We start from the raw sequence: 21985 nt of genomic DNA, 5'->3' as shown, positions 1-21985 counted from the left end.
GTATGGCATTGTTAGAAATAGAAAACCTCTCCGTCGAATTCCCCTCGCAAAACGGCGTCATGCACGCCGTCGACGGCATCAGCCTGTCGCTGGAAGAAGGCGAAGTCCTGGGCATCGTCGGTGAATCCGGCTCCGGCAAAAGCGTCACCATGATGGCCTTGATGGGCCTGGTGGCCTACCCCGGCCGGGTCAAGGCCGACAAGCTGCGCTTTGCCGGCCACGACCTGCTCAAGCTATCGCAAGGCGAACGCAACAAGCTCATCGGCAAGGACGTGGCGATGATCTTCCAGGAACCGACGACCAGCCTGAACCCCTGCTTCACCATCGGCTTCCAGATCACCGAGACCCTGCGCCTGCACCTCGGCATGGACAAAAAAGCCGCCACGCGCAAGGCCATAGAGCTGCTCGAGCAGGTCGGCATCAATTCGCCCGAAAGCCGGCTCAAGGCCTACCCGCACCAGCTCTCGGGCGGCATGAACCAGCGCGTGATGATCGCCATGGCGATCGCCTGCAACCCGCGCCTGCTGATCGCCGACGAGCCGACCACGGCGCTGGACGTGACCATCCAGGCGCAGATCCTCGATTTGCTGCGCAGCCTGCAGAAGGAGCGCGGCATGGCCCTGGTGCTGATCACCCACAACATGGGTGTGGTGTCCGAAATGGCACAGCGCATCGCGGTCATGTACGCCGGCCAGATCATGGAAGAGCAGGCCGCGCACGCCCTCTTCAACACGCCCCAGCACCCCTATACCGAAGCCCTGCTGTCGGCCCTGCCCGAGCGCAGCGACGGCAGCGCGCGCCTGGCGACCATTCCCGGCATGGTGCCCGGCCTCTACGACCGGCCCAAGGGCTGCCTGTTCGCCCCGCGCTGCGCCTACGCCACCGAGCATTCGCGCAACGAGCGCCCGCTGCTGCGCGCCTGGAAGGACGGCATGGTGCGCTGCCACTACCCGCTGGGCGACCCCAGCCGGCAGGCCAACATCGAACGCGACACCCCGCTGGTGGAGGCCGCGCAATGAGCACCACCGCCATCAACACTCCAGCCAAGCTGCCAACCGGCCCCGTCGTCGAGGCCAAAAACCTCAGGCAGGTCTATGAGATCCGCCGCGGTTTCATGCGCAAGTCCGACCACCTGCAGGCCGTGGGCGGCGTGTCCTTCTCGGTCCATGCCGGCAAGACGCTGGCCGTGGTCGGCGAGTCGGGCTGCGGCAAGTCGACGCTGGCCCGCATGGTCTCGCTGATCGAAACCCCGACCGGTGGCGAATTGACCATCACCGGCATCGATGCGGTGAACGGCGCCCAGGACGAACGCAAGGGCCTGCGCAAGGCCGTGCAGCTGGTGTTCCAGAACCCCTACGGCTCGCTGAACCCGCGCAAGAAAATCGGCGCCATCCTGGAAGCGCCGCTCGAAATCAACACCAGCCTCAATGCCGAGGAGCGCGCCGCCAAGGCCCGCGCCATGCTGGCCATGGTGGGCCTGCGCCCCGAGCACTATGACCGCTACCCCCACATGTTTTCGGGCGGGCAGCGCCAGCGCATCGCGATCGCGCGCGCGCTGATGCTCAACCCCACGGTGGTGGTGGCCGACGAGCCGGTCTCGGCGCTGGACGTCTCCATCCAGGCCCAGGTGCTCAACCTGCTGGCCGACCTGCAGCAGTCCATGGGCCTGGCCTACCTGTTCATCTCGCACGACCTGGGCGTGGTGCGCCACATCGCCCACGACGTGCTGGTGATGTACCTGGGCCACGCGGTCGAGCAAGGCGAGAAAAACGCCCTGTTCAACCGGCCCCTGCATCCCTACACCCAGGCCTTGCTGGCCTCCACGCCAGGCCTGGCCGGCAGCACCGGCGTCAGGCAGCGCATCGTGCTCAAGGGCGAGCTGCCCTCGCCGCTGAACCCGCCCACCGGCTGCGTCTTCTCGACCCGCTGCCCGCATGTCACCGACCGCTGCCGCGCCGAAAGGCCGCAGCTGCGCGAAGTTGCGGACCGGCAGGTTGCATGCCACTATGCTGAAAACTTTCTCACTGCGTGACCCAAAACCGTGCACACCCTGCATGGTTTCCAGGCCACGTTTTTTAATGACCAGAACGCTCAACGTCACAAATGTTGCGCAATCTGGCCGCAAGCCCCGCTGCGAAGCAGCATTAACCTCCAAAGGGATCGTCAAATGATTCAGACCAAACCAAGTGCAAGCCGGCTACGCCCGGTCAAGCGCGCATTGCTGTGCGCCGTCGCCCTGCCAGCGCTGCTGGCACTTTCACCCGTCTCCGCAAAGACGCTGGTGTTCTGCTCTGAAGGCAGCCCCGAGAACTTCTACCCTGGCGTCAACACCACGGGTACCTCGTTCGATGCCAACGAACCCGTCTACAACCGCCTCGTCGAATTCGAATACGGCGGCACCAAGGTCGTCCCCGGCCTGGCCGAAAAATGGGACATTTCCGCCGACGGCCTGACCTACACCTTCCACCTGCGCAAGGGCGTGAAATGGCACGCCTCCAACAAGGCCTTCAAGCCTACGCGCGACTTCAACGCCGACGATGTGCTGTTCATGTTCGAGCGCCAGTGGAAAGAAGACAACGCCTTCTTCAAGGTCACCAGCCCCAACCACTCCTACTTCAGCGACATGGGCATGCCCAAGCTGCTGAAGTCGGTGGAAAAGGTCAACGACCTCACCGTCAAGATCACGCTGGACAAGCCTGAAGCGCCTTTCCTGGCCAACCTGGCCATGCCTTACGCGGCCGTGCAGTCCAAGGAATACGCCGACGCCATGCTCAAGGCCGGCACGCCGGAAAAAATCGACCAGGACCCGGTCGGCACCGGCCCCTTCTACCTGGTGCAGTACCAGAAAGACGCGATCATCCGCTACAAGGCCTTCCCGCAGTACTGGGGCGGCAAGGCCAAGATCGACGACCTCGTGTACTCGATCACGCCTGACGCATCGGTGCGCTGGGCCAAGCTGCAAAAGGGTGAATGCCATGTCATGCCCTACCCCAACCCCGCCGACCTGGACGCGATCCGCAAGGATCCCAACGTGACCATCGTCGAGCAGGCCGGCCTGAACGTGGGCTACCTCGCCTACAACACGACCAAGAAGCCTTTTGACGACGTGCGCGTGCGCAAGGCCATCAACATGGCGATCAACAAGAAAGCCATCGTCGAGGGCGTGTACCTGAGCACCGGCGTCGCCGCCAAGAACCCGATCCCGCCGACCATGGCCGCGTACAACAACGCCATCAAGGACGACGAGTACAACCCCGAAGCCGCCAAGAAATTGCTGGCCCAGGCCGGTTTCCCGAACGGCTTCACCACCGACCTGTGGGCCATGCCCGTGCAGCGCCCCTACAACCCGAATGCCAAGCGCATTGCCGAGCTGATGCAGGCTGACCTGGTCAAGGTCGGCGTGACCGCCGAAATCAAGAGCTTCGAATGGGGCGAGTACCGCAAGCGCCTGCAGGCCGGCGAGCACCAGATGGGCATGCTGGGCTGGACCGGCGACAACGGCGATCCTGACAACTTCATGTACACCCTGCTCGGCTGCGCTTCGGCCCAGTCGGCCAGCGGCTCCAACATCGCCAAGTTCTGCTACCAGCCTTATGAAGACCTGGTCCTGAAAGCCAAGACCGTGACCAACCCCGCGGAGCGCAACAAGCTCTACCAGCAGGCCCAGGTCATCTTCAAGGAACAGGCTCCCTGGTTCACCATCGCCCACGCGGTGCAGCTCAAGCCCGTGCGCAAGAGCGTGATCGGCTACAAGAACAGCCCCTTCGGCCGCCACAACTTCTACGCTGTGGACATCAAGGAGTAATCCTGGGTGCACAAGGCGGCTTCGCGATGAAGCCGCCGCCCATAAAAAAGGCCGGGTCACCCCGGCCTTTTTTTATGTCCACAGGCTGGGCTACTGCTGCGACTGCTGCAACGCCCTGGCCAGCGCGCTTTCGGTGATGGACGACAGCGTGCCGCGCGTGGTGATGACTTCCGGGTCCAGCGTCACCTCGATCACCGTGCCTTGCTTGCGTTCCAGCGCCGCCAGCAATTCGGCCTCGAACTCGGCCGTGCGCGTGATGCGCACGCCGGCATAACCGTAGGCGCGCGCCAGGCCCGCGAAGTCCGGGTTGTTCAGGCGCGAGCCGCTTTCGTGCCGCGGGTACTCCCTTTCCTGGTGCATGCGTATGGTGCCGTACATGCCGTTGTTGAGCAGCACGATGATGCTTTTGGCGCCGTGCTGCACGGCCGTGGCCAGTTCCTGGCCGTTCATCAAAAAGTCGCCGTCACCCGCGATGGTGAAGGCCACCCGGCCCGTCGTAATAGCCGCCGCGATGCCGGCCGGCACGCCGTAACCCATGGCGCCCACCGTGGGCGCCAGCTGCGTCTTGTGGCCCTTGACCAGGCCGTGGTGTTTGAAGAAGCGATGCACCCAGCTCGCAAAGTTGCCCGCGCCGTTGGTCAGCACCGCGTCAGGCGGCAAATGTTTTTGCAGCAGGCCGACGATGGCCGGCATATCGATGTCGCCCGGCAGGTTAGCAGAAGGCGTGGGCTTGAGGTTCTCCAGGTAGTCCTCGTTGGCGGAAGCCGTCCAGGCCTCCCAGGCCACGCTCACCGGCGCCGTCAACACCTCCAGCGAGCGCGCCGCAGCATTCATGGTGGCATTGATCGCCAGGTCGGCCTGGTAGACACGGTTGAGCTCCTCGGCGCTGGCGTGGATGTGCACCAGTTTCTGCGCGGGGCGCGGCGCCTGCAGCAGCGTGTAGCCGCCGGTCGTCATCTCGCCCAGGCGCGGGCCTATGGCGATGATCAGGTCGCTGGACTTGACGCGCGCGGCCAGCTTGGGGTTGAGGCCTATGCCCACGTCGCCGGCGTACAGCGGGTGGTGGTTGTCAAAAGTGTCCTGGAAGCGGAAGGCATTGCCCACCGGCAGCTTCCAGTTTTCGGCAAAGCGCTGCAGCGCCTGTGCCGACTGCGGCGTCCAGCCGCCGCCGCCCGCGATGATCAGCGGGCGCTCGGACTTGAGCAGCATCTCGCGCAGCGTGCGCAGCGAGCCCGGGTCGCTCCAGGCCTGCACCGCCTCCACCCGAGGCAGCGGCTGCGCGGCCGTCATGCGCGTCAGCATGTCTTCGGGCAGCACCAGCACCACCGGGCCGGGGCGGCCGTTCATCGCGGTGGCAAAAGCGCGTGCCACGTATTCGGGAATGCGGTCGGCTTCGTCGATGCGCTCCACGCGTTTGGCAAAACCCTTGGTGCTGGGGCCGAAGAAATTGAAGTAGTCCACCTCCTGGAAGGCCTCGCGGTCGCGGCAGTCACTCGCCACGTCGCCCACCAGCAGCACCATGGGCGTGGAGTCCTGGAAGGCCGTGTGCACGCCGATGGAGGCATTGGTGGCGCCCGGGCCGCGCGTGACCATGCAGACGCCCGGCCGGCCGGTCAGCTTGCCGTGGGCCTCGGCCATGAAAGCCGCGCCGCCCTCCTGCCGGCAGGTGACGAACTGAATCTTGTCCCGGCGCGCATGCAGGCCGTCGAGCACGGCCAGGTAGCTTTCGCCGGGCACGCCGAATGCGTGGGTGACGCCCTGGGCCAGAAGGCAGTCGACTAAAAGATGGCCGGCAAGTTGTGCAGTCATCAGGCTATTGTGCCGTTGAATACAGCCCCCACGCTCCACCACTTCGTGTGAGTCGCCGCCCCCGAGGGGGCCGCTGCGCCTGCGGCCTGCCAAAGCCGGTTCCGCGGCCCCGGCCGGGATGAAGACCTCCAGGAGGTCGGTCGCTGTGCTTATTCTGGTGTTGCCGCGTCGCCGTCACCACCACCGGCTTCCAGGGCCTGGCGAGCCAGCTCTTCGTCACTGAGCGGCGGCGCCCCTTCCAGGGCCCGGAGCTCTTCGAGAAACTCTTCCGTGGGCTCCTCGTGCTCGAGCAGCACTTCTTCCAGCTTCTGCCGGCCGGTCTCCACATGCACCGAGGGAGAATGCAGCTCAGGCGGCGGCACCGGGAATTTTTCACCCAACTGAAATTTGAGCGCCTCGGCCTTCTGGTCTATCCAGTTTGCGAAGTCGCCGTCTTTAGGCGTGTCTGAATTGCTCATGGCCATCTCCTTTGCCCAGGGCGCCGGCGCGGATGGCCGGTACCTGTCCAATTATGGAGGTACCCTTCCACCCTGTGTACATCCGACGGCGCTATCGCTGGAAGATTTCTTGCCTTAATTCACCAAACAGTTAAATTCTCGCCATGCCGCCCCTCAAAACAAAGCCCGCCGAACCCCGCTCGCGCGATGCCGACCGCTCCCAACTGGCCATCCTGCTGGCCGCCCGCGACGAGTTCGCTCAGCACGGGCTGGGCGGCGCGCGGGTGGACCGGATCGCCGAGCGCGCGGACATCAACAAGCGCCTGATCTACTACTACTTCAAGAGCAAGGACGAGCTCTTCCTGGCGGTGCTGGAGAACGCCTACGCCGACATCCGCGCGGCGGAGACGGAACTGCACCTGCGCGACATGGAGCCGGCGCAGGCCATACGCCGCCTCACGGAATTCACCTGGGAGTACTACATCGCCCACCCCGAATTCCTGACGCTTCTCAACAGTGAAAACCTGCACCAGGGCCGGCACCTGGCCATGTCCAGCCGGGTGCAGGAAATGAACTCGCCGCTGGTCCAGACCCTGGCGGAAATCCTCGAGCGCGGGCGGGCGCAGGGGCTGTTTCGCGGCGGCATCGACCCGGTGCAGCTCTACGTGTCCATCGCCGGGATGTCGTATTTCTACCTGTCGAACAACCACACGCTGTCGGCCATCTTCGGGCGCGACCTGATGGCGCCCAAAGCCCGCCATGAGCGGCTCTCGCACATGTGCGAAGTGATCCTAGGGTATGTCCTTAGAAGCTGATCCTGGCCGTCATTGACGCGGCGACAAGGCTGTTTTTACAATTCGTAATTCACTTAATGGTGAATTAGGCGTAAACTGCGCACCGGTATCCCAACAACACCGGCGGCATGGACAGGCCTTTGGCAGCCCTTCAATGACCCCTTTCAGGAGACAAAGCACATGAACTTCACACGTCGCGCCGCCCTGGCCTGCCTGGCTTGCCTGGCGGCGCTGCCACCCCTGACGGCCGGCGCCCAGGGCGCCTATCCCAACAAGCCGATACGGGTCATCGTGCCCTTCGCCGCCGGCAGCACCACCGACATCATTGCCCGCGCCATCACCGACAAGATGAGCCAGAGCATGGGCCAGACGCTGGTGATCGACAACCGCGGCGGCGCCAGCGGCACCATAGGCCAGCAGGCCGTGGCCACGGCCGCGCCGGACGGCTACACCATCATGATCCACTCGTCCTCGCACACGGTCAGCCCCTCGACCTTCACCAAGCTGCCCTTTGACACCGCGGCCGACTTCGCGGGCGTGACACCGATTTCCAGCACACCCAATGTGCTGGTGATGTCGCCGTCCAAAAACATCAAGACGCTGCAGGAACTGCTGGCCGCCGCGCGCGCCAAGCCCGGCAGCATGAACTTCGCATCGGCCGGCCAAGGCAGCGCCACCCACCTGAACGCCGAAAAATTCAAGCTCGCCGCAAAAATCGAAGCCACCAACATTCCCTTCAAGGGCTCCGGCGAAGCGGTGACCGAAGTGATCTCCGGCCGTGTCGACTACTACTTCTCGCCCATCGCGCCGGTGATCGGCCAGATCAAGAACGGCCAGCTCGTCGCCCTTGCGGTCGGCTCGCCCAAACGCGCCAGCGCCCTGCCCCAGGTTCCCACCACGGCGGAAGCCGGCGTTCCGGGTTCGGAGTTCAATTTCTGGATCGGCATGATGGTCCCCGGCAAGACGCCGCGCGACATCGTCAACCGCCTGCACGACGAGGTGGCCAAGGCCCTGAACACCCCCGAAGTCAAGGAGCGCTTCGCCGCCCTGGGCGCCGATGCATGGACGCTCCCGCCCGAGCAGTTCGACGCCTACATCAGGGACGAAATCAAGAGCAATGCCGTGCTGGTCAAGGCCGCCGGCATGCAACCCACCCAGTAACACCCGGCAAGTTTCCCCGCAGCCTCCCCGCCCCCTTGAACACCCCTGGCCGGACCAGGGTGCGGCCGCCGCATTACCCAAACCCAAGAGAGAAGGACCCCATGGCCACCCAACGACTAGGAATCATCATGCACGGCGTCACCGGACGCATGGGCATGAACCAGCACCTGATCCGCTCCATCGTCGCGATACGCAAACAGGGCGGCGTGACGCTCTCCAATGGCGACAAGGTCATGCCCGACCCCATCCTGATAGGCCGCAACGCCGAAAAGATCGAGGCCCTGGCCAAGGCCCATGGCCTCTCGCGCTGGGGAACCGATCTCGACGAAGCCCTGAAAAACAAGGACGACACGATCTTCTTCGATGCCGGCACCACGCAGATGCGCCCCACCCTGCTGGCCAAGGCCCTACGCGCCGGCAAACATGTCTATTGCGAAAAACCGATCGCCACCAACCTCAACGAGGCGGTCGAGATCGCCCGCCTGGCTGAAAAGTCCGGCCTCAAACACGGTGCGGTGCAGGATAAGCTCTTCCTGCCCGGCCTGCGCAAGCTCGACATGCTGCGCCGCGCCGGCTTTTTCGGCCGCATGCTGTCGGTGCGCCTGGAGTTCGGTTACTGGGTGTTCGAGGGCGACCTGCAGCCCATACAGCGCCCCAGCTGGAACTACCGCAGCGAAGACGGCGGCGGCATGATCCTGGACATGATGTGCCACTGGCGCTATGTGCTGGACAACCTGTTCGGCGAGGTCAAGTCCGTCTCCTGCATAGGTGCCACCCATATTCCTGAACGCTGGGACGAAGCCGGCAAACCCTACAAGGCCACCGCCGACGACGCGGCCTATGCCACGGCCGAACTCACTGGCCACAACGGTGAGCCGGTCATCGCCCAGATGAACATGTCCTGGGCCACCCGCGTGCGCCGCGACGACCTGGTCACCTTCCATGTGGACGGCACACACGGCTCGGCCGTAGCGGGCCTCTCAAGCTGCCGCGCCCAATCGCGCGTGACCACGCCGCGCCCGGTGTGGAACCCCGACGAGAAGCAGATGATGAATTTCTTCGACCAATGGCAGGAAGTGCCTGACTCGCAAACCTACGACAACGGTTTCAAGATCCAGTGGGAGCATTTCATCCGCCACGTGGTCGAGAACGAACCCTACAAGTGGACGCTGCCCGAAGGCGCCAAGGGCGTGCAACTGGTCGAGGCGGCCCTGCAAAGCTGGAAAGAGCGGCGCTGGATAGACGTGCCGCCGCTGAAAGTGTGAGGGGCACGCCATGGCACTGACACTGACCTTGCCCCATGCCGGCGATAGCGGCGGCCTCAAGCCCTACACGCTGCGCGGCAGCACGCCCGTCAAACCCGCCGCGGGGCTGACGTTCAACCGCATCGCCTATTCCGCCGCCCACGTGGTGGCCGACCCGCTGGCGGCGGTGGACCCGTGGCTGGCCTGCGCCATCGACTGGGACGCCACCATCGCCTACCGCCGCCACCTGTGGTCGCTGGGCCTGGGCGTGGCCGAGGCCATGGACACCGCCCAGCGCGGCATGGGCCTGGACTGGCCGACGTCGCTGGAGCTGATACGCCGCTCGCTGGACGCCGCCAAGGACGTGCCGGGCGCGTTCGTCGCTTCCGGTTGCGGCACCGACCACCTGGTGCTGGAAAACGTCAGGACCGTCGATGAGGTCATCGCCGGCTACGAAGCGCAGATGGCCGCGATTGAGAAGCTGGGCGGCAAGCTCATCGTGATGGCTTCGCGCGCGCTGGCCCGCGTGGCCAAAAGCCCGGCCGACTACGAACGTGTCTACGACCGCATCCTCAGCCAGGCCAGGCAGCCCGTGGTGCTGCACTGGCTGGGCGACATGTTCGACCCCGCGCTGGCCGGCTATTGGGGAAGCGGCGATGTGGAAAAAGCCATGGACACCGCGCTCGGCATCATCAACGCCCATGCCGGCAAGGTCGACGGCATCAAGATTTCGCTGCTCGACAAGGACAAGGAAATCGCGATGCGCCGCAGGCTGCCGGCCGGGGTGCGCATGTACACCGGCGACGACTTCAACTACGCCGAGCTGATTGCCGGCGACGGCTTCGGCAACGAAGCGACGCACGGCCAGAGCGATGCCTTGCTGGGCATCTTCGACGCCATCGCACCGGCCGCCAGCGCCGCACTCGGCGAACTGGCGCAGGGCCATGTGGAGAAGTTCCACGCCATCCTGGGCCCCACGGTGCCGTTGTCGCGCCACATCTTTGCCGCGCCCACGCGTTTTTACAAAACCGGCGTGGTCTTCATGGCCTGGCTCAACGGCCACCAAAGCCACTTCACCATGGTGGGCGGGCAGCAGAGCACGCGTTCGCTGCAGCACTTTGCGGAACTGTTCCGCCTGGCCGATGCGGCCAACCTGCTTGAACACCCCGAACTCGCCACCCAGCGCATGAAGACGCTGTTGTCGCTGCACGGAATTCAGTAGGAAACATAGCAAAGAAGCCGCCAGAAGCTTCCGCCAGCCTCTCATTACAAACCCTGGAGACAAGCATGAAGACACGCACTTTCCTCAAGGCCACCCTGGCCGCCGGCCTGGCAGCCGCAGCCTTCGGCGCCGCGGCGCAGGCTTACCCCTCCCGGCCGGTCAAGGTCATCATCCCCTTCCCGCCCGGCGGCACGCTGGATGCGGTGGGCCGGCAGCTCGCGCAAAAACTCAGCGAACAGCTGGGCCAGCCCTTTGTGGTGGAAAACCGCGCGGGCGGCAACGGCACCATAGGCGCAGGCGTGGTAGCGCAGGCGCCCGCCGACGGCTACACCCTGCTCTTTAACGCCTCCACCTTCACGACCGCGCCCATGACCATGAAGTCCGTGCCCTATGGCGTGGTCAAGGACTTCACGCCCATCGCGCTGGTTGCCAAGGCGCCGCTGTCGGTGGCCATCAACAAAAACCTGCCGGTCACCGACGTGAAATCGCTGATCGCCTACGCCAAGGCCAATCCCGGGAAAATGACCTTCGCGGTCGGCTCCATAGGCTCGGCGGGCCATCTTTCGACCGAGCTGCTCAAGCGCGCGGGCGGCATCGAATACACCGTGGTGCCTTACAAGGGAACGGCACCCGCCTTCCAGGACTTGATAGGCGGCCAGATCGACGGCTTTATAGATCCCATACTCGGCTCGCTGCAGTACCACAAGAGCGGCATGCTGCGCGTCGTCGCCGTCACCGGCGACAAGCGCGCGCCCAGCCTGCCCGATGTGCCGACGGTGGCCGAAACCATTCCGGGCTTTGAGTTTTACAGCTGGTACGGCCTGTGGGCACCGGCCAGACTGCCGGCCGAAATCACGCACAAGCTCAACGCCGAGACCAGCAAGGCGCTGGCCGGCGAGATGCGCGAAAAACTCATACAGCAAGGTCTGGTGCTGACGCCCGGCACCCCGGAGGACTTCGCGAAATTCCAGAACACCGACATGGCGCGTTCGCAGAAAATCATCACGGACGGCAACATCCGTGTCGAATAAGGTTTCCCGCCATGGCCGCTGAAGAGGTGAAACGCGCACTCGTGACGGGCAGCAGCTCGGGCATAGGCCTGGCCATCGCCCAGGCCCTGCTGGACCGGGGCTGGGACGTGATTGGCCTGGACATCGCGCCCGCGCGCATCGTGCACCCGGCGTTTTCGTCCACCGAGGTCAACCTGTGCGAGGTTGAAGCCACGGAACGCGCCCTGCGCTCGGCGGGTACCGTGCAGGCCCTGGTCCATGCCGCCGGCGTGCTGCGCGTGGGCCGGCTCGGTGAGCTGTCCAGCGAAGATTCACAGCTGATGTGGCAGCTTCATGTCGATGCCGTCACGCGCATCGCCAACCGGGTGGTCCCTGCCATGGCGCAGGCCGGTGCAGGCCGCGTGGTGCTGGTCGGCAGCCGCGTGGCGCGCGGCATGGCCGGCCGCAGCCAGTATGCGGCGACCAAGGCGGCGCTGGTGGCCCTGGCGCGCAGCTGGGCCGCGGAAACCGCGGCTTCGGGCGTGACCGTCAATGTGGTGTCACCGGCGGCCACCGAAACCGCCATGCTGGCCGACCCAGCGCGCGCCGCGGTCCCGCCCAAACTGCCGCCGCTTGGCCGGCTGATACGGCCGGCGGAGATCGCCGCGCTGGTCTCTTTTCTGCTCTCGCCTGATGCGGCGGCCATCACCGGCCAGGACATCCAGATCTGCGGAGGCGCGTCGCTCGCGGCGTGAATCCATGGCAAAGGAAAACTCCATAGGCGTTGTCGGCCTGGGCCTGGTCGGCTCGGCACTGGCGCGGCGCCTGGCCGCCGCCGGGTTTAAGGTCACGGGCTTTGACCTGCATGAAGAAGCCCGTGCCGCTTTGGCGGGCCAGGGAGGGCTTGCCGCCGCATCTCTGGCCGAAGTCGCCGGCGCGGCCTCCTGCGTGGTGCTGGCCGTGTTTGATACCGCCGATGTGCTCAGCGTGGTTGAAGGGCCGGCCGGCCTGCTGTCCGTCCCCGGCGTTCGCAGCATCATCGACTGCTCCACCGGCATGCCGCATGAACTTGAGGCGCTGGCCGCTCGCTTGGCCGCGCGCGGCATTGCCTTTATCGAAGCGCCGCTCTCGGGCTCCAGCCAGCAGATTGCCGCGGGTGAGGCCACGCTGCTGCTGGGCGGTGAAACCCAGGCACTGCGGCAATACGAAGCCGTGCTGGCCGCCATGGCCGGCCAGCGTTTCCACGTGGGCGGCGCCGGCATGGGGGCCAGGGCCAAGCTGGCCACCAACCTGGTGCTGGGCCTGAACCGCGCGGCGCTGGCCGAAGGGATGGTCTTTGCCGAAAGCCTGGGTATCGCGCCCGAACAATTCCTGGCACTGGTGCTGGCCAGCCCCGCCACGTCCGGCGCGGCCCAGGCCAAGGGCCGGATGATGGTGGATGGCGACTTCGCGCCGCAGTCGCGCATACGCCAGCACCTCAAGGACCTTGCCTTGATGATTGACAGCGCCGCGGCCGCCGGGCAGCAACTGCCGCTGTCCGAAACGCATGCGGCCCTGCTGCGCGCGGCCGTCGCCGCCGGTGACGGCGAACTCGACAACGCGGCCATCATCCGCGAACTGCGCCGGCGCAAGACCGCGCCACCTCCCACCGATCCGAATCAAACTTCGCCATGAGAAACTTTTCCCAAGACCATCGCTGGCTCTCCATCAACACCGCGACCGTGCGCAAGCACCGCGGTGTCGAGCAGCCGCTGGCGGACATCCTCGAAGCCTGCGCGGCGCGCGGCATACGCGCGATCTCGCCCTGGCGCGACCAGGTGTCCTCCGCCGGCCTGCCGCTCATTTCAAAGCTGGTCAAAACCCATGGGCTGCAGCTCTCGGGCTACTGCCGTGGCGGCATGTTTCCCGCGGCGGATGCGGCGGGCCTCAAAGCCGCGCACGACGACAACCGCCGCGCCGTCGACGAAGCCTGCGAGCTGAACGCCGCCTGCCTGGTGCTGGTGGTGGGCGGCCTGCCCGGCGCGCTGGCCGGCAAGGCTGCGCACAAGGACATCGCGCTATCGCGCAGCCAGGTGTTTGACGGCATCGCCACCCTGCTGGAATACGCCAGGGCCTGCAACATGCCGCTGGCGATAGAACCGCTGCACCCCATGTACGCCGCGGACCGCGCCTGCATCAACACCCTGGAACATGCGCTGGACGTCTGCGATGCGTTGGACCCCGCCAGAAGCGGCGCGCTCGGCGTGGCGGTGGACGTCTACCACGTCTGGTGGGATCCCAAGCTTCAAGCCCAGATCCAGCGCGCCGGCAAGGAACGGCTATTGGCCTTTCACGTCTGCGACTGGCTGACGCCGACCACCGATTTGCTCAACGACCGCGGCATGATGGGCGACGGCGTGATCGACATCCCGAAAATCCGCGGCTGGGTGGAAGCCCAGGGCTTCGCGGGTTATAGCGAGGTGGAGATTTTTTCGGCGGGCAACTGGTGGCAGCGGGACAGCGGCGAGGTGCTGGATACCTGCATTGCCCGGCACAAGTCGGCGGTTTAGAAGGGCTCTTGAGGGACCGCTTACCTGAAGCGGTAGGACACCGCGATAAAGCCGGTATCCTGCGTGCGGCGGCTGATCAGCGGGCTGTTGCGCACCGAGGAGTCCAGCCATTTGCGGCGCACCTGCATGGTCAGCGTCCAGGGTTCGCCCAGCGGCACGTCCACGCCCAGCCCCAGCACCGGGGAAGTCGAGGCGCCGGCGTTGTAGACCGAGAACCCACTGGCGGCCGACTCCGCCGCGCTGACGCCATAAAGGTAGTTGTTGTATTTGGCGTTGCTGTACTCCAGCCCCAGCTGCGGGAAGAAGGACCAGCTTCCCACCTTGAACTCCGCCGCGTACGTGGCTTCCAGCAGGCTGCCGTGCGACTTGTTGGCATCGACAAAGGCGTTCAGGAACAAGGCGCCGTAAGGCGTTTCCTGGAAAGTGCCTATGCCCAGCGGAATCGGGGTCTTGCGGTCTTTGAGGCCCGACAGCGCGGCGGTGTCGGCGCGCCAGCCGTCCTGGCTGACGCGGCCCGCGAACTCCAGGTAGCCGTAGCCGAATTTGACGGTCTTCAGGCTCAGGGTGTCCACACGCACGGCGAGCCGGCCGTAGTCAAAAAAGCCGTAGGGCAGCAAACGGGTTTCACTGCCCTTGCTGTGGATCACGCTTTGCGTGCCGTAGACGGCGCCGCCCAGGTCGCCGGTCAATTCGTACTTCAGCGGCGCGATCTGTGCGGCGGCCAACGTGGGCAAAAGCAGGCCTGCGGCCAGCAAGGCGCAGGCCGAAAACTTGGTTGCATGCCTATCGAGAGTCATGCAAATCAGTATAGGCCTGGCCTCCTTTTCAGGCCACGGGTGCGCACAACTCCCCCCAAAAACCGTTGCTGCCGCGCACACAGGCCGCGGCCCGGCCCCGGCTTTCTAGACGGCCGTGGGCAGCCGGCCCGCCGCCGGCAGCGCCGTGCGGCGCACGCGGCGCACATTGAAGGCGCTGGCGATCAGCACCGCCTGCATCAGCGCCAGGCCCAGCAGCACGCCGCGGTACTGGCCGTGGTCCATCATGGCGCCGAAGACCAGCGGCGAAACGGCCTGGCCTATGTCCAGGCCCGCGTAGACCACGCCGTAGACCCGGCCCGAGGCGTTTTCAGGTGTGGAGCGCTTGACCAGCAAATCGCGCGAGGGCCCGGCGATGCCCGAGGCAAAACCCATAACGCCGAACAGCACCGGCACCACCCAGGCCGGGTAGCTGCCCAGGGCCAGCAGCAGCGCGAACACGGCCGCCACGCCAAAACCCATACCCACGATGCGCTCGCAGCGCGCCGGGTCCGAGGCGAGAAAACCGCCGAACACCATGCCGCCGGCGCTGCACACCATATAGATGGTCAGGCACATGGCAACCAGCGGCAGCGGCACCTCATGCAGGTGGCGCGCGGCTTCGGGCGCAAAGGCCTGCACCACGCTGAGCACGATCGCGTACCAGAAGAAAAAGGCAAAACACATCCAGACCGCGGGAATCTTCAAAAAGCCCAGCGAACTGTCGGCCGCCGGCGCGCCCTTGGCCGGTGCCGTCACGGTCAGGGTCAGCTTGTCGCGGTTGGCCACCAGCACGGCCAGCACCACAAAGGCTAGTACACCTGCACAGGCCAGCGCCACGCGCCAGGAAAACGCGAAGGTCAGCGGCACCAGCATGGCCGGGGCCAGCGCCCAGCCCAGGCTGCCGGTGATGCCGTGCACGCTGTAGGCATGGCCCAGGCGCGGCGCGCTGACCTTGCGGTTGAGCAGCGTGTAGTCGACCGGGTGGAACACGCCATTGCCTATGCCGGCAATTACGGCAAAGCCGGCCATCATCCAGTAGCTGGTGCTGATGGAATAACCGAAGGCCGCCAGGCCCAGCAAAGTGAGGCCGCCAAACAGGATGGGCCGCGGGCCGAATTTGTCGACCACAAAACCCGACAAGGCCTGCACCGCGCAAGAGGTGACGAAAAAGAGGGTCATCAGAAAGCCGAGCTCGGCATAGCTGACGTTGAAGGCCTCCTTGAGCCAGGGAAACAGCGGCGCCAGCAGCAGCTGGCTGAAGTGGCTGATCAGGTGGGCGGTGCCGACCAGGCCGATCACGCTGGCGTCCTGTTTGAGTGAAATCGCGTTGCCGGCGGGCGTGGCCGCTGTGCTTGAAGTATTCATGGCGCTATCGTAGTATTGGCCTTGCCTGCTGAAATGCGACAAATAGCCATGATTCATCGAATTTCAGACAAACCCCTTCAAGCCGCCCAAGCCGCGATCCACCATGCCGCGTAACGCCGCCCTTCGCTTGATGCCGGTAGGCGACACCGACAGCTTCACACCCAGCCCCAAGCGGCCGGTGCGCGTGCGCGCCCGCTCCATGCCGGCCGACACCCACTTCGAGCCGCATTCCCATGCCTGGGCGCAACTGGCCTACTGCGCCACCGGCGTGGTGCAGGTCACGGCCGAAAGCGACGGCGCGGGCGGCGAAATCACCTACATCGTGCCGCCCTCGCGCGCGGTGTGGATCGCCCCCGGCGCGCAGCACCACATCACCGTGCTGGAGGCCGCCGAGTTCCGCACGCTTTACATCGACGCCAGCGCCACGCCCAAGGGCTGGAGCGGCTGCCGCGTGCTGGTGGTGTCGCCGCTGCTGCGCGAGTCGATCAGCGCGCTGGACGCGGCCTCGCCAGGGAACCCACTGGCCCCCTCCCGCGAGCAACTGCTCAGCGGCCTGGTGCTGGACGAACTCACGCATGCCGACATCCAGGCGCTGGGCGTGCCCATGCCGCATCCGCAAACCGGCGACAAGAGGCTGCGCGCCCTGTGCGAGGCGGTACTGCGCGCGCCGTCCGAGCGGGCCACCCTGGCCGAATGGGCGGCGGACACCGGCGCCAGCGAGCGCACCGTCGCCAGGCTGTTCCGCGACGAGCTGGGCCTGAGCTACCAGCAGTGGCGCCAGCAAGCCATCCTGGCCCACGCCCTGCCCCTGCTCACGCGCGGGCTGTCGGTCAGCGCCGTAGCGGCGGCCAGCGGTTATGCCAGCGACAGCGCCTTCACCGCGATGTTCAAGGCGGCGATGGGGCAGCCGCCCAGTCACTTCCAGAAATAAGCGCAGCGGGCCTAAAGCTCCCGGGCCGCCTGCCACAGCCCCTGCTTGCCGACGGCGCCATACCAGGCCAGGAAGCGCCTGCGCTGGCTTTCAAAAGGCTCGGTCAGCGGCTGCCGCGGGTCCTGGCTCAGCGCATAGGCCATGCCCTCCACAAACCATTGCGGCTTGAACAGCAGGCGCAAGGTGCCCAGGCGCTCGGCCTGCGCATGGTGGATCAGTTCGTGGCGCACAAAAAAGGATTCCCAGGCGCGCGGGCCTATCACCGTGCCCCAGGTGCCCACAGTGACCGCCGCGCGCGCACCCAGGCCGAACGCGTCGGCGCAGGCTTGCGTCGCGCAAAAAATGACGCGGGGTTTGCTTTTGAAGGGACCCAGCAGCTCCGGCACAAAAGCCACGGCCTCCGCGTACAGGCCGGCGGCCTCTACCTGCCGGGTGGGGTCGTCGACGCAGACCGACGCATTCAGGCAGCTCACGCCCACCAGGCTTGGCGCGACCACCCGCACGGGCCTGACCGCGAACCAGGTGATCAAGGGGACCGCCGCCAGCATTACCAGCAGGCGGACTTTCAGCGAAGGGCGTCCCAGGCGCATGCAATGCCGGTCAGCGACAAGGCCCGGGCATGCGGCCTTCAGCGGCGGTCAAACGCCGCATTCAGCCGGCGCAGCAAGGGCTTGTTGAGCTCCCGGGTGTGCCGGTTCCAGCGGTCCATGGAGCGCTGCAATTCAATTTGCAGGCGCGCGCTGGTGGCGGTGTCGCCGGTGGTCGCGGCCCAGATGGCGTATTCGGCGCGGCTTTCGAAACTGCCGAAACGCTCCACGGCGGACTCGAATTCCGCCCTGGCATCCACGCCCCTGCCGGCGCCCGCCAGCGCCTGGGCCAGCAGCAGCGAAACCTGTTCCGCGCGGAAGCCAGCGTCGGTCTTGCGAATGAACTCCAGGTGGGTAATCGCCTCCGCATAACGCTCGCAGGCGAAATAAGCGCGCGAGGCACCCATCCTGATCTCCAGGTCGGATGCGAACGGGCCCTTGAGGCAGGCGTCGTAGCTCTGGGCGGCCTCCAGGGGCTGGCCGGCTTCGAGCAGCGCGGCGGCCAGCCGCATCTGGTTCTGCGCGGTCGGCGTGTAGTCGAAGGCGGCATGCGCCTCCTTGAGCTCGCGCGTGGGATTGAGCGTTTTCGCGGCAGCGGCCACCACCTTGCGCGCGCCGCGTTCCAGCCGCGAGTCCGGCAGGTAGACCGCCAGGAAGTAGACGATGCTGCCCAGCAGGGGGAAGGAGAACAGGATGATCAGCCAGTACAGCTGCTGGCCGCTGCGCAGGGCGTGGACGGCGAAGAACACCGCCACCATGAAATGCAATCCCAATCCGACAAAAGGCATGGCGCACCCCTCCAGGTTATTTTGGGGGCCATTCTAAGGGGCTGCCAAGACAGCTACCCCATGCTTTCGACCGCCGGTGGAGGTTCCGGGGATGATCGGTAGCCGGTGCGCATCACTGGCCGCCGATGCCGCCATCCTTGTTCCAGTAGCCGCTGGCCATCAGGCGCTCGCGCACCATGGCGCGCGCCCGGTGCAGCCGGCTCTTGACCGCCTCCACGCCCAGGCCCAGCTGCTGCGCCACCTCGGGCGCCGTGAGTTCATCGACGTCGCGCAGGATCAGCACCTCCCGATAGGCCTCGGGCAAGGCGGCGATGGCGCGGCTCAAATCCAGCCGCAGGTCCAGCGGCAGCGCCTGCGCCGCGACAGCTTCCACATCGACGCCCTCCTGGCCCTGCGCGGCCTTGCGGCCGCGAAACAGGCGAAAGCATTCGCGCTCGACAATGCGAAACAGCCAGACGGCAAAGGTCGCGGCGGTGCGCAGTGCGCCTATCTTGCGGTAAAGCTGCCACAGCGCGGCCTGCACCGCGTCTTCCGCGTCCTCGGCGCTGGAACAGGTGCGGCGCGCAAAGCGCTTGAGATCGGGCTGGCACTGCGTGAGCAGCTGGGCAATGGCCTGGGTGTCGCCGCCGCGCGCGGCGTCGACCAGTTGGGCGCTGGCTTTCATGGTTTGCCCTTGGCTGCGGGCTTGCGGCCGACGAGTGCGCAAGCGGGGCAAAAGCCGGCGATACCCGTCAGGCCCAGCCCCGCCGCGCTGGCCAGGGCAAGCGCCGTGGGCCAGCCTGCCGGCAGCCACAGCAAGCCGGCGCAGGCCAGCAGCAGCGCGCCGCCCAGGCGCAGAGCCCGCTCCCAGGCGGGAAGATTTCGTTGCAGGAAAAACATCAGGAACTCCTTGGCTGTGGTGAATACTGACAAAGAGGCCTGTTGGCGCAAAAAGGGTTCGGATTTTTCAAAATTATCTTATCGGCTCGCCGTGGCTATGCCGGGAACGCGTGCCGCGCGTGTGGCACGGCTGGCTATCATGGCCCATGCCTATCCAAAGCAGCTTGGGGAAAACACAGGGCGCCTGGCCATACGCGGCTGGCTGCGCGGTGCTGGCCTTTCTGCTGGCCGCCACCGGTCCGGCGCAGGCGCAGCCCGCGGCACAGGGCCACCCAGCGCTGCTGCACGCGCTGAACACTTTGCGCCAGGAAGGTTGCGCAAAAGGCAGCCGCCCGGCCGCCCCGCTGCGTGAAAATGCCGCGCTGTCGCAGGCCGCGGCGCTGGTCGCGGACGGCCGCAAGCTCGACAGCGCGCTCAAAACCGTGGACTACCGCGCCGTCAGCACCCTGCAGATCACGGTGCGCGGCGCCGGCGGGGCCGCGGCCCTGACACAAAAAGCACTCGGCAGCTCCTGCAGTGCCGCCCTGCATGCTGAACTGGTGGAGGCAGGCTTCCACCAGCGCGGCACACAAACCTGGGTGGTGCTGGCGGCGCCCTTTTCGCCGCCCGCGGCGGCGCAGGCGGGCGAAGTGCAGGGTCGGGTGCTGGCGCTGGTCAACGAAGCGCGCTCCCGGCCGCAGCGCTGCGGCGACAAGGCTTTTGCACCGGCACCGCCGCTACGGCTGAACCCCACGCTGTACGGCATTGCAAACGCCCATGCCGGCGACATGGCGCGCCACGACTACTTCAGCCACACCGGCCGCGACGGCAGCACGGTGGACGGCCGGGCCACGCGCGCCGGCTACGCCTGGCATGCCATCGGCGAGAACATCGCCGCAGGCCAGCTGAGCGCCGATGCGGCCGTGCGCGGCTGGATGAACAGCCCCGGCCACTGCGCCAACATCATGTCGCCGGATTTCAGCGAAATGGGGGCCGCCTTTGTGGTGAACCCGCAAAGCAGCGCGGGCATCTACTGGGCGCAGGTGTTTGGGACGGCGCCTTGACTAGATCAGGCGCTTGAGCAAGCCCATCACCTGCTCAAACCGCTTGCCATACGGCGGATAGAACAAATCCCCGCGCGCCCATTTGGACTGCAGCATCACCGGTTTTTGCTGCGACAGGCGCAGGAAGCCGGCTTCGCCGTGGTAGGCGCCCCAGCCGCTGTCGCCGACGCCGCCAAAGGGCAGGTTTTCATGGGCGATGTGCATCAGCGTGTCGTTCACCGTGACGCCGCCGCTCACGGTGCGCGCCAGCACATGGTCGCGCGAGCCGGCGTCGGTGCCGAACCAGTACAGCGCCAGCGGCCGCGGCCTGGCGTTGACGTAGCGGATCGCTTCGTCGATGGCCGTGTAGGGAATCACCGGCAGTATGGGGCCGAAGATTTCCTCGCTGATCAGTTTCGAGCCGGCGGGGGCGTCGAACACCAGCACCGGTGCCATCTGGCGTGACGCCGCACCCACGCCGGCCGTACCTGGGGCTATGGCCTGCACCCGCGCGCCCTCGCCTTCGGCCTGCGCCAGCAGCGCCTGCAGCCGCTCCAGGTGGCGCGGGCTGATGATGGCTGCGTAGTCGGGGTTGCCGACGATGGTCGGAAACAGGGTCGCCACGGCGCGGGCAAAAGCCTCGGCGAACGCAGTTTCGCTGCCCCGGGGCAGCAGCACGTAGTCGGGCGCGATGCAGGTCTGGCCGGCGTTGAGCAGCTTGCCGTGCGCGATCTTGATGGCGGCCTTGTCGATGTCGCAGGAGGCATCGATGATGCAGGGGGACTTGCCGCCCAGCTCCAGCGTGGTCGGCGTCAGGTTGGCGGCGGCGGCCTCGGCCACCTTGCGGCCCACGGCGGTGGAGCCTGTGAAAAACAGGTGGTCAAACGGCAGGCCGGCGAATTCGGCGGCCAGTTGGCCGTCGCCCTGCACCACGCAAAGCTCGTCGGGTGCAAAGGATTGCCCCAGCAGCGTAGCCAGCAGTTCCGAGGTGCGCGGCGTCAGTTCGCTGGGCTTGAGCATCACGCGGTTGCCCGCGGCCAGCGCGGTGATGACCGGGCCCAGCGAAAGCTGCACCGGATAGTTCCACGGCGAGATCACACCCACCACGCCCAGCGGCTGGCGCTGCAAATAGGCGCGCGCGGGCTGCAGATACAGCGGCGTGCGCACCTTGACGGGTTTCATCCAGCGGGACAGCTGCCTGAGCGTGCTGGACAGCAGCGAGCGCAGCACAAAAATGTCAGCGATTTCGGTGAGCTGCGGCGAGCGCACGCCGAAGTCGGCATTGACGGCCTGCGCCAGTTCGGCGCCGTGCTGGTCCAGCAAGGCGCGTATGCGCAGCAGGCGGTCCCGGCGCAGCGCCAGCGGCACTTCGGCCTGTGCGCGGCTGGCCTGGTGCTGGGCGTCAAACAGGGTGCGAAGTGCTGTCCGGGGGGTGCTGGAAATCATCCGGCCATGATAGGGAGCACCGGGCCCGCGCAGTAGGGGCGCAACTCCAGCGCGACTGCGGGTTGACCCTGAGGCCGCCGCCCCTATATAAAACCTGACGTATTCGACTGACAGCCGGGCCGGCGTTTATGCGCCAAGATGGCTGGCAGCTAACCCATCC

Annotated in this window: 22 protein-coding genes; 13 read left to right on the top strand and 9 right to left on the bottom strand. The window is 66.2% G+C overall.

Features of this window, described 5'->3' with window-relative positions; all coding sequences use genetic code 11:
* Window positions 1–2: 2 nt before the first annotated feature.
* The 3 genes from AC1D09_RS08045 (at window position 3) to AC1D09_RS08035 (ending at window position 3805) form a co-directional block, all read left to right on the top strand.
* Window positions 3–1019 (top strand): ABC transporter ATP-binding protein, encoded by a 1017-nt coding sequence (locus AC1D09_RS08045; RefSeq protein ID WP_477663189.1) that lies wholly within the window; start codon window positions 3–5, stop codon window positions 1017–1019.
* On the top strand, window positions 1016–2032 hold the full coding sequence (locus tag AC1D09_RS08040; protein WP_477663190.1) for a peptide ABC transporter ATP-binding protein: 1017 nt from the start codon (window positions 1016–1018) through the stop codon (window positions 2030–2032). The genes AC1D09_RS08045 and AC1D09_RS08040 overlap by 4 nt, the downstream gene beginning before the upstream one ends.
* A 135-nt stretch (window positions 2033–2167) precedes the next feature.
* Window positions 2168–3805 carry an ABC transporter substrate-binding protein gene (locus AC1D09_RS08035; RefSeq protein ID WP_477663191.1) on the top strand — a complete coding sequence of 546 codons (1638 nt, stop codon included), beginning with the start codon at window positions 2168–2170 and terminating at the stop codon, window positions 3803–3805.
* Between the two features lie 90 nt (window positions 3806–3895).
* On the opposite strand, the gene AC1D09_RS08030 is transcribed toward AC1D09_RS08035, so the two are convergent.
* Together AC1D09_RS08030 and AC1D09_RS08025 are read right to left on the bottom strand one after the other, a co-directional pair.
* Complete coding sequence (locus tag AC1D09_RS08030; RefSeq protein WP_477663192.1) at window positions 3896–5614, bottom strand: thiamine pyrophosphate-binding protein; 1719 nt, start codon at window positions 5612–5614, stop codon at window positions 3896–3898.
* Between the two features lie 149 nt (window positions 5615–5763).
* Window positions 5764–6072: a hypothetical protein gene (locus tag AC1D09_RS08025; protein ID WP_074575817.1), complete on the bottom strand. Its 309-nt coding sequence runs from the start codon at window positions 6070–6072 to the stop codon at window positions 5764–5766.
* A gap of 143 nt (window positions 6073–6215) precedes the next feature.
* Between AC1D09_RS08025 and AC1D09_RS08020 the strand changes: the two genes are divergently transcribed.
* The 8 genes from AC1D09_RS08020 (at window position 6216) to AC1D09_RS07985 (ending at window position 14010) form a co-directional block, all read left to right on the top strand.
* Window positions 6216–6866 (top strand): TetR/AcrR family transcriptional regulator, encoded by a 651-nt coding sequence (locus tag AC1D09_RS08020; protein ID WP_477663193.1) that lies wholly within the window; start codon window positions 6216–6218, stop codon window positions 6864–6866.
* 159 nt (window positions 6867–7025) lie between these two features.
* The gene (locus AC1D09_RS08015; protein ID WP_477663194.1) at window positions 7026–8006 is read left to right on the top strand and encodes a tripartite tricarboxylate transporter substrate binding protein; all 981 of its coding nucleotides are present in this window, start codon (window positions 7026–7028) and stop codon (window positions 8004–8006) included.
* A gap of 101 nt (window positions 8007–8107) precedes the next feature.
* Complete coding sequence (locus tag AC1D09_RS08010; RefSeq protein ID WP_477663195.1) at window positions 8108–9271, top strand: Gfo/Idh/MocA family protein; 1164 nt, start codon at window positions 8108–8110, stop codon at window positions 9269–9271.
* A gap of 10 nt (window positions 9272–9281) precedes the next feature.
* Window positions 9282–10472: a dihydrodipicolinate synthase family protein gene (locus AC1D09_RS08005; protein WP_477663196.1), complete on the top strand. Its 1191-nt coding sequence runs from the start codon at window positions 9282–9284 to the stop codon at window positions 10470–10472.
* A gap of 65 nt (window positions 10473–10537) precedes the next feature.
* Entirely contained in the window at window positions 10538–11503 is a 966-nt protein-coding gene (locus AC1D09_RS08000) for a Bug family tripartite tricarboxylate transporter substrate binding protein (RefSeq protein ID WP_477663197.1), read from the top strand.
* 11 nt (window positions 11504–11514) lie between these two features.
* A complete protein-coding gene (locus tag AC1D09_RS07995; protein WP_477663198.1) occupies window positions 11515–12216 on the top strand; it encodes an SDR family NAD(P)-dependent oxidoreductase in 702 nt (233 codons plus the stop codon).
* Between the two features lie 4 nt (window positions 12217–12220).
* A complete protein-coding gene (locus AC1D09_RS07990; RefSeq protein ID WP_477663199.1) occupies window positions 12221–13135 on the top strand; it encodes an NAD(P)-dependent oxidoreductase in 915 nt (304 codons plus the stop codon).
* Window positions 13132–14010 carry a sugar phosphate isomerase/epimerase family protein gene (locus AC1D09_RS07985; RefSeq protein WP_477663200.1) on the top strand — a complete coding sequence of 293 codons (879 nt, stop codon included), beginning with the start codon at window positions 13132–13134 and terminating at the stop codon, window positions 14008–14010. Before AC1D09_RS07990 ends, AC1D09_RS07985 begins: the two co-directional genes overlap by 4 nt.
* 20 nt (window positions 14011–14030) lie before the next feature.
* Here the strand turns inward: AC1D09_RS07985 and AC1D09_RS07980 are convergent, their stop codons facing one another.
* Window positions 14031–14807, bottom strand: coding sequence for a MipA/OmpV family protein (locus AC1D09_RS07980; RefSeq protein WP_477663201.1), 777 nt, complete (start codon window positions 14805–14807; stop codon window positions 14031–14033).
* A 105-nt stretch (window positions 14808–14912) separates the two neighbouring features.
* Window positions 14913–16172 (bottom strand): MFS transporter, encoded by a 1260-nt coding sequence (locus AC1D09_RS07975; RefSeq protein WP_477663202.1) that lies wholly within the window; start codon window positions 16170–16172, stop codon window positions 14913–14915.
* Between the two features lie 103 nt (window positions 16173–16275).
* Here AC1D09_RS07975 and AC1D09_RS07970 point away from each other — a divergent pair, with 103 nt between their 5' ends.
* Window positions 16276–17103 (top strand): AraC family transcriptional regulator, encoded by an 828-nt coding sequence (locus tag AC1D09_RS07970; RefSeq protein WP_477663203.1) that lies wholly within the window; start codon window positions 16276–16278, stop codon window positions 17101–17103.
* 11 nt (window positions 17104–17114) lie between these two features.
* Here AC1D09_RS07970 and AC1D09_RS07965 read toward each other — a convergent pair whose 3' ends face one another.
* From AC1D09_RS07965 to AC1D09_RS07950, 4 genes are all read right to left on the bottom strand, one after another.
* Window positions 17115–17693, bottom strand: a complete 579-nt coding sequence (locus AC1D09_RS07965) for a hypothetical protein (protein ID WP_477663204.1) — start codon at window positions 17691–17693, stop codon at window positions 17115–17117.
* Window positions 17694–17731: 38 nt separating this feature from the next.
* Complete coding sequence (locus tag AC1D09_RS07960) at window positions 17732–18478, bottom strand: hypothetical protein (protein WP_477663205.1); 747 nt, start codon at window positions 18476–18478, stop codon at window positions 17732–17734.
* A gap of 112 nt (window positions 18479–18590) precedes the next feature.
* Window positions 18591–19142 (bottom strand): RNA polymerase sigma factor, encoded by a 552-nt coding sequence (locus AC1D09_RS07955; RefSeq protein WP_477663206.1) that lies wholly within the window; start codon window positions 19140–19142, stop codon window positions 18591–18593.
* Window positions 19139–19357, bottom strand: coding sequence for a YgaP-like transmembrane domain (locus AC1D09_RS07950; protein ID WP_477663207.1), 219 nt, complete (start codon window positions 19355–19357; stop codon window positions 19139–19141). Before AC1D09_RS07950 ends, AC1D09_RS07955 begins: the two co-directional genes overlap by 4 nt.
* 164 nt (window positions 19358–19521) lie before the next feature.
* Here AC1D09_RS07950 and AC1D09_RS07945 point away from each other — a divergent pair, with 164 nt between their 5' ends.
* Window positions 19522–20400: a CAP domain-containing protein gene (locus tag AC1D09_RS07945; RefSeq protein WP_477701004.1), complete on the top strand. Its 879-nt coding sequence runs from the start codon at window positions 19522–19524 to the stop codon at window positions 20398–20400.
* Here AC1D09_RS07945 and AC1D09_RS07940 read toward each other — a convergent pair whose 3' ends face one another.
* On the bottom strand, window positions 20401–21858 hold the full coding sequence (locus AC1D09_RS07940; RefSeq protein ID WP_477663018.1) for a coniferyl aldehyde dehydrogenase: 1458 nt from the start codon (window positions 21856–21858) through the stop codon (window positions 20401–20403).
* Window positions 21859–21985 lie beyond the last annotated feature (127 nt).

This window comes from Polaromonas sp. P1_A2 (assembly GCF_056406895.1).
This window is presented reverse-complemented; position numbering and strand designations above follow the sequence as displayed.

What these genes read in the sequence shown, in the direction of transcription:
- AC1D09_RS08045 (WP_477663189.1), top strand. Translation starts at nt 3, where the DNA reads ATGGCATTGTTAGAAATAGAAAACCTCTCCGTCGAATTCCCCTCGCAA.
- AC1D09_RS08040 (WP_477663190.1), top strand. Translation starts at nt 1,016, where the DNA reads ATGAGCACCACCGCCATCAACACTCCAGCCAAGCTGCCAACCGGCCCC.
- AC1D09_RS08035 (WP_477663191.1), top strand. Translation starts at nt 2,168, where the DNA reads ATGATTCAGACCAAACCAAGTGCAAGCCGGCTACGCCCGGTCAAGCGC.
- AC1D09_RS08030 (WP_477663192.1), bottom strand. Translation starts at nt 5,614, where the DNA reads ATGACTGCACAACTTGCCGGCCATCTTTTAGTCGACTGCCTTCTGGCC.
- AC1D09_RS08025 (WP_074575817.1), bottom strand. Translation starts at nt 6,072, where the DNA reads ATGAGCAATTCAGACACGCCTAAAGACGGCGACTTCGCAAACTGGATA.
- AC1D09_RS08020 (WP_477663193.1), top strand. Translation starts at nt 6,216, where the DNA reads ATGCCGCCCCTCAAAACAAAGCCCGCCGAACCCCGCTCGCGCGATGCC.
- AC1D09_RS08015 (WP_477663194.1), top strand. Translation starts at nt 7,026, where the DNA reads ATGAACTTCACACGTCGCGCCGCCCTGGCCTGCCTGGCTTGCCTGGCG.
- AC1D09_RS08010 (WP_477663195.1), top strand. Translation starts at nt 8,108, where the DNA reads ATGGCCACCCAACGACTAGGAATCATCATGCACGGCGTCACCGGACGC.
- AC1D09_RS08005 (WP_477663196.1), top strand. Translation starts at nt 9,282, where the DNA reads ATGGCACTGACACTGACCTTGCCCCATGCCGGCGATAGCGGCGGCCTC.
- AC1D09_RS08000 (WP_477663197.1), top strand. Translation starts at nt 10,538, where the DNA reads ATGAAGACACGCACTTTCCTCAAGGCCACCCTGGCCGCCGGCCTGGCA.
- AC1D09_RS07995 (WP_477663198.1), top strand. Translation starts at nt 11,515, where the DNA reads ATGGCCGCTGAAGAGGTGAAACGCGCACTCGTGACGGGCAGCAGCTCG.
- AC1D09_RS07990 (WP_477663199.1), top strand. Translation starts at nt 12,221, where the DNA reads ATGGCAAAGGAAAACTCCATAGGCGTTGTCGGCCTGGGCCTGGTCGGC.
- AC1D09_RS07985 (WP_477663200.1), top strand. Translation starts at nt 13,132, where the DNA reads ATGAGAAACTTTTCCCAAGACCATCGCTGGCTCTCCATCAACACCGCG.
- AC1D09_RS07980 (WP_477663201.1), bottom strand. Translation starts at nt 14,807, where the DNA reads ATGACTCTCGATAGGCATGCAACCAAGTTTTCGGCCTGCGCCTTGCTG.
- AC1D09_RS07975 (WP_477663202.1), bottom strand. Translation starts at nt 16,172, where the DNA reads ATGAATACTTCAAGCACAGCGGCCACGCCCGCCGGCAACGCGATTTCA.
- AC1D09_RS07970 (WP_477663203.1), top strand. Translation starts at nt 16,276, where the DNA reads ATGCCGCGTAACGCCGCCCTTCGCTTGATGCCGGTAGGCGACACCGAC.
- AC1D09_RS07965 (WP_477663204.1), bottom strand. Translation starts at nt 17,693, where the DNA reads ATGCGCCTGGGACGCCCTTCGCTGAAAGTCCGCCTGCTGGTAATGCTG.
- AC1D09_RS07960 (WP_477663205.1), bottom strand. Translation starts at nt 18,478, where the DNA reads ATGCCTTTTGTCGGATTGGGATTGCATTTCATGGTGGCGGTGTTCTTC.
- AC1D09_RS07955 (WP_477663206.1), bottom strand. Translation starts at nt 19,142, where the DNA reads ATGAAAGCCAGCGCCCAACTGGTCGACGCCGCGCGCGGCGGCGACACC.
- AC1D09_RS07950 (WP_477663207.1), bottom strand. Translation starts at nt 19,357, where the DNA reads ATGTTTTTCCTGCAACGAAATCTTCCCGCCTGGGAGCGGGCTCTGCGC.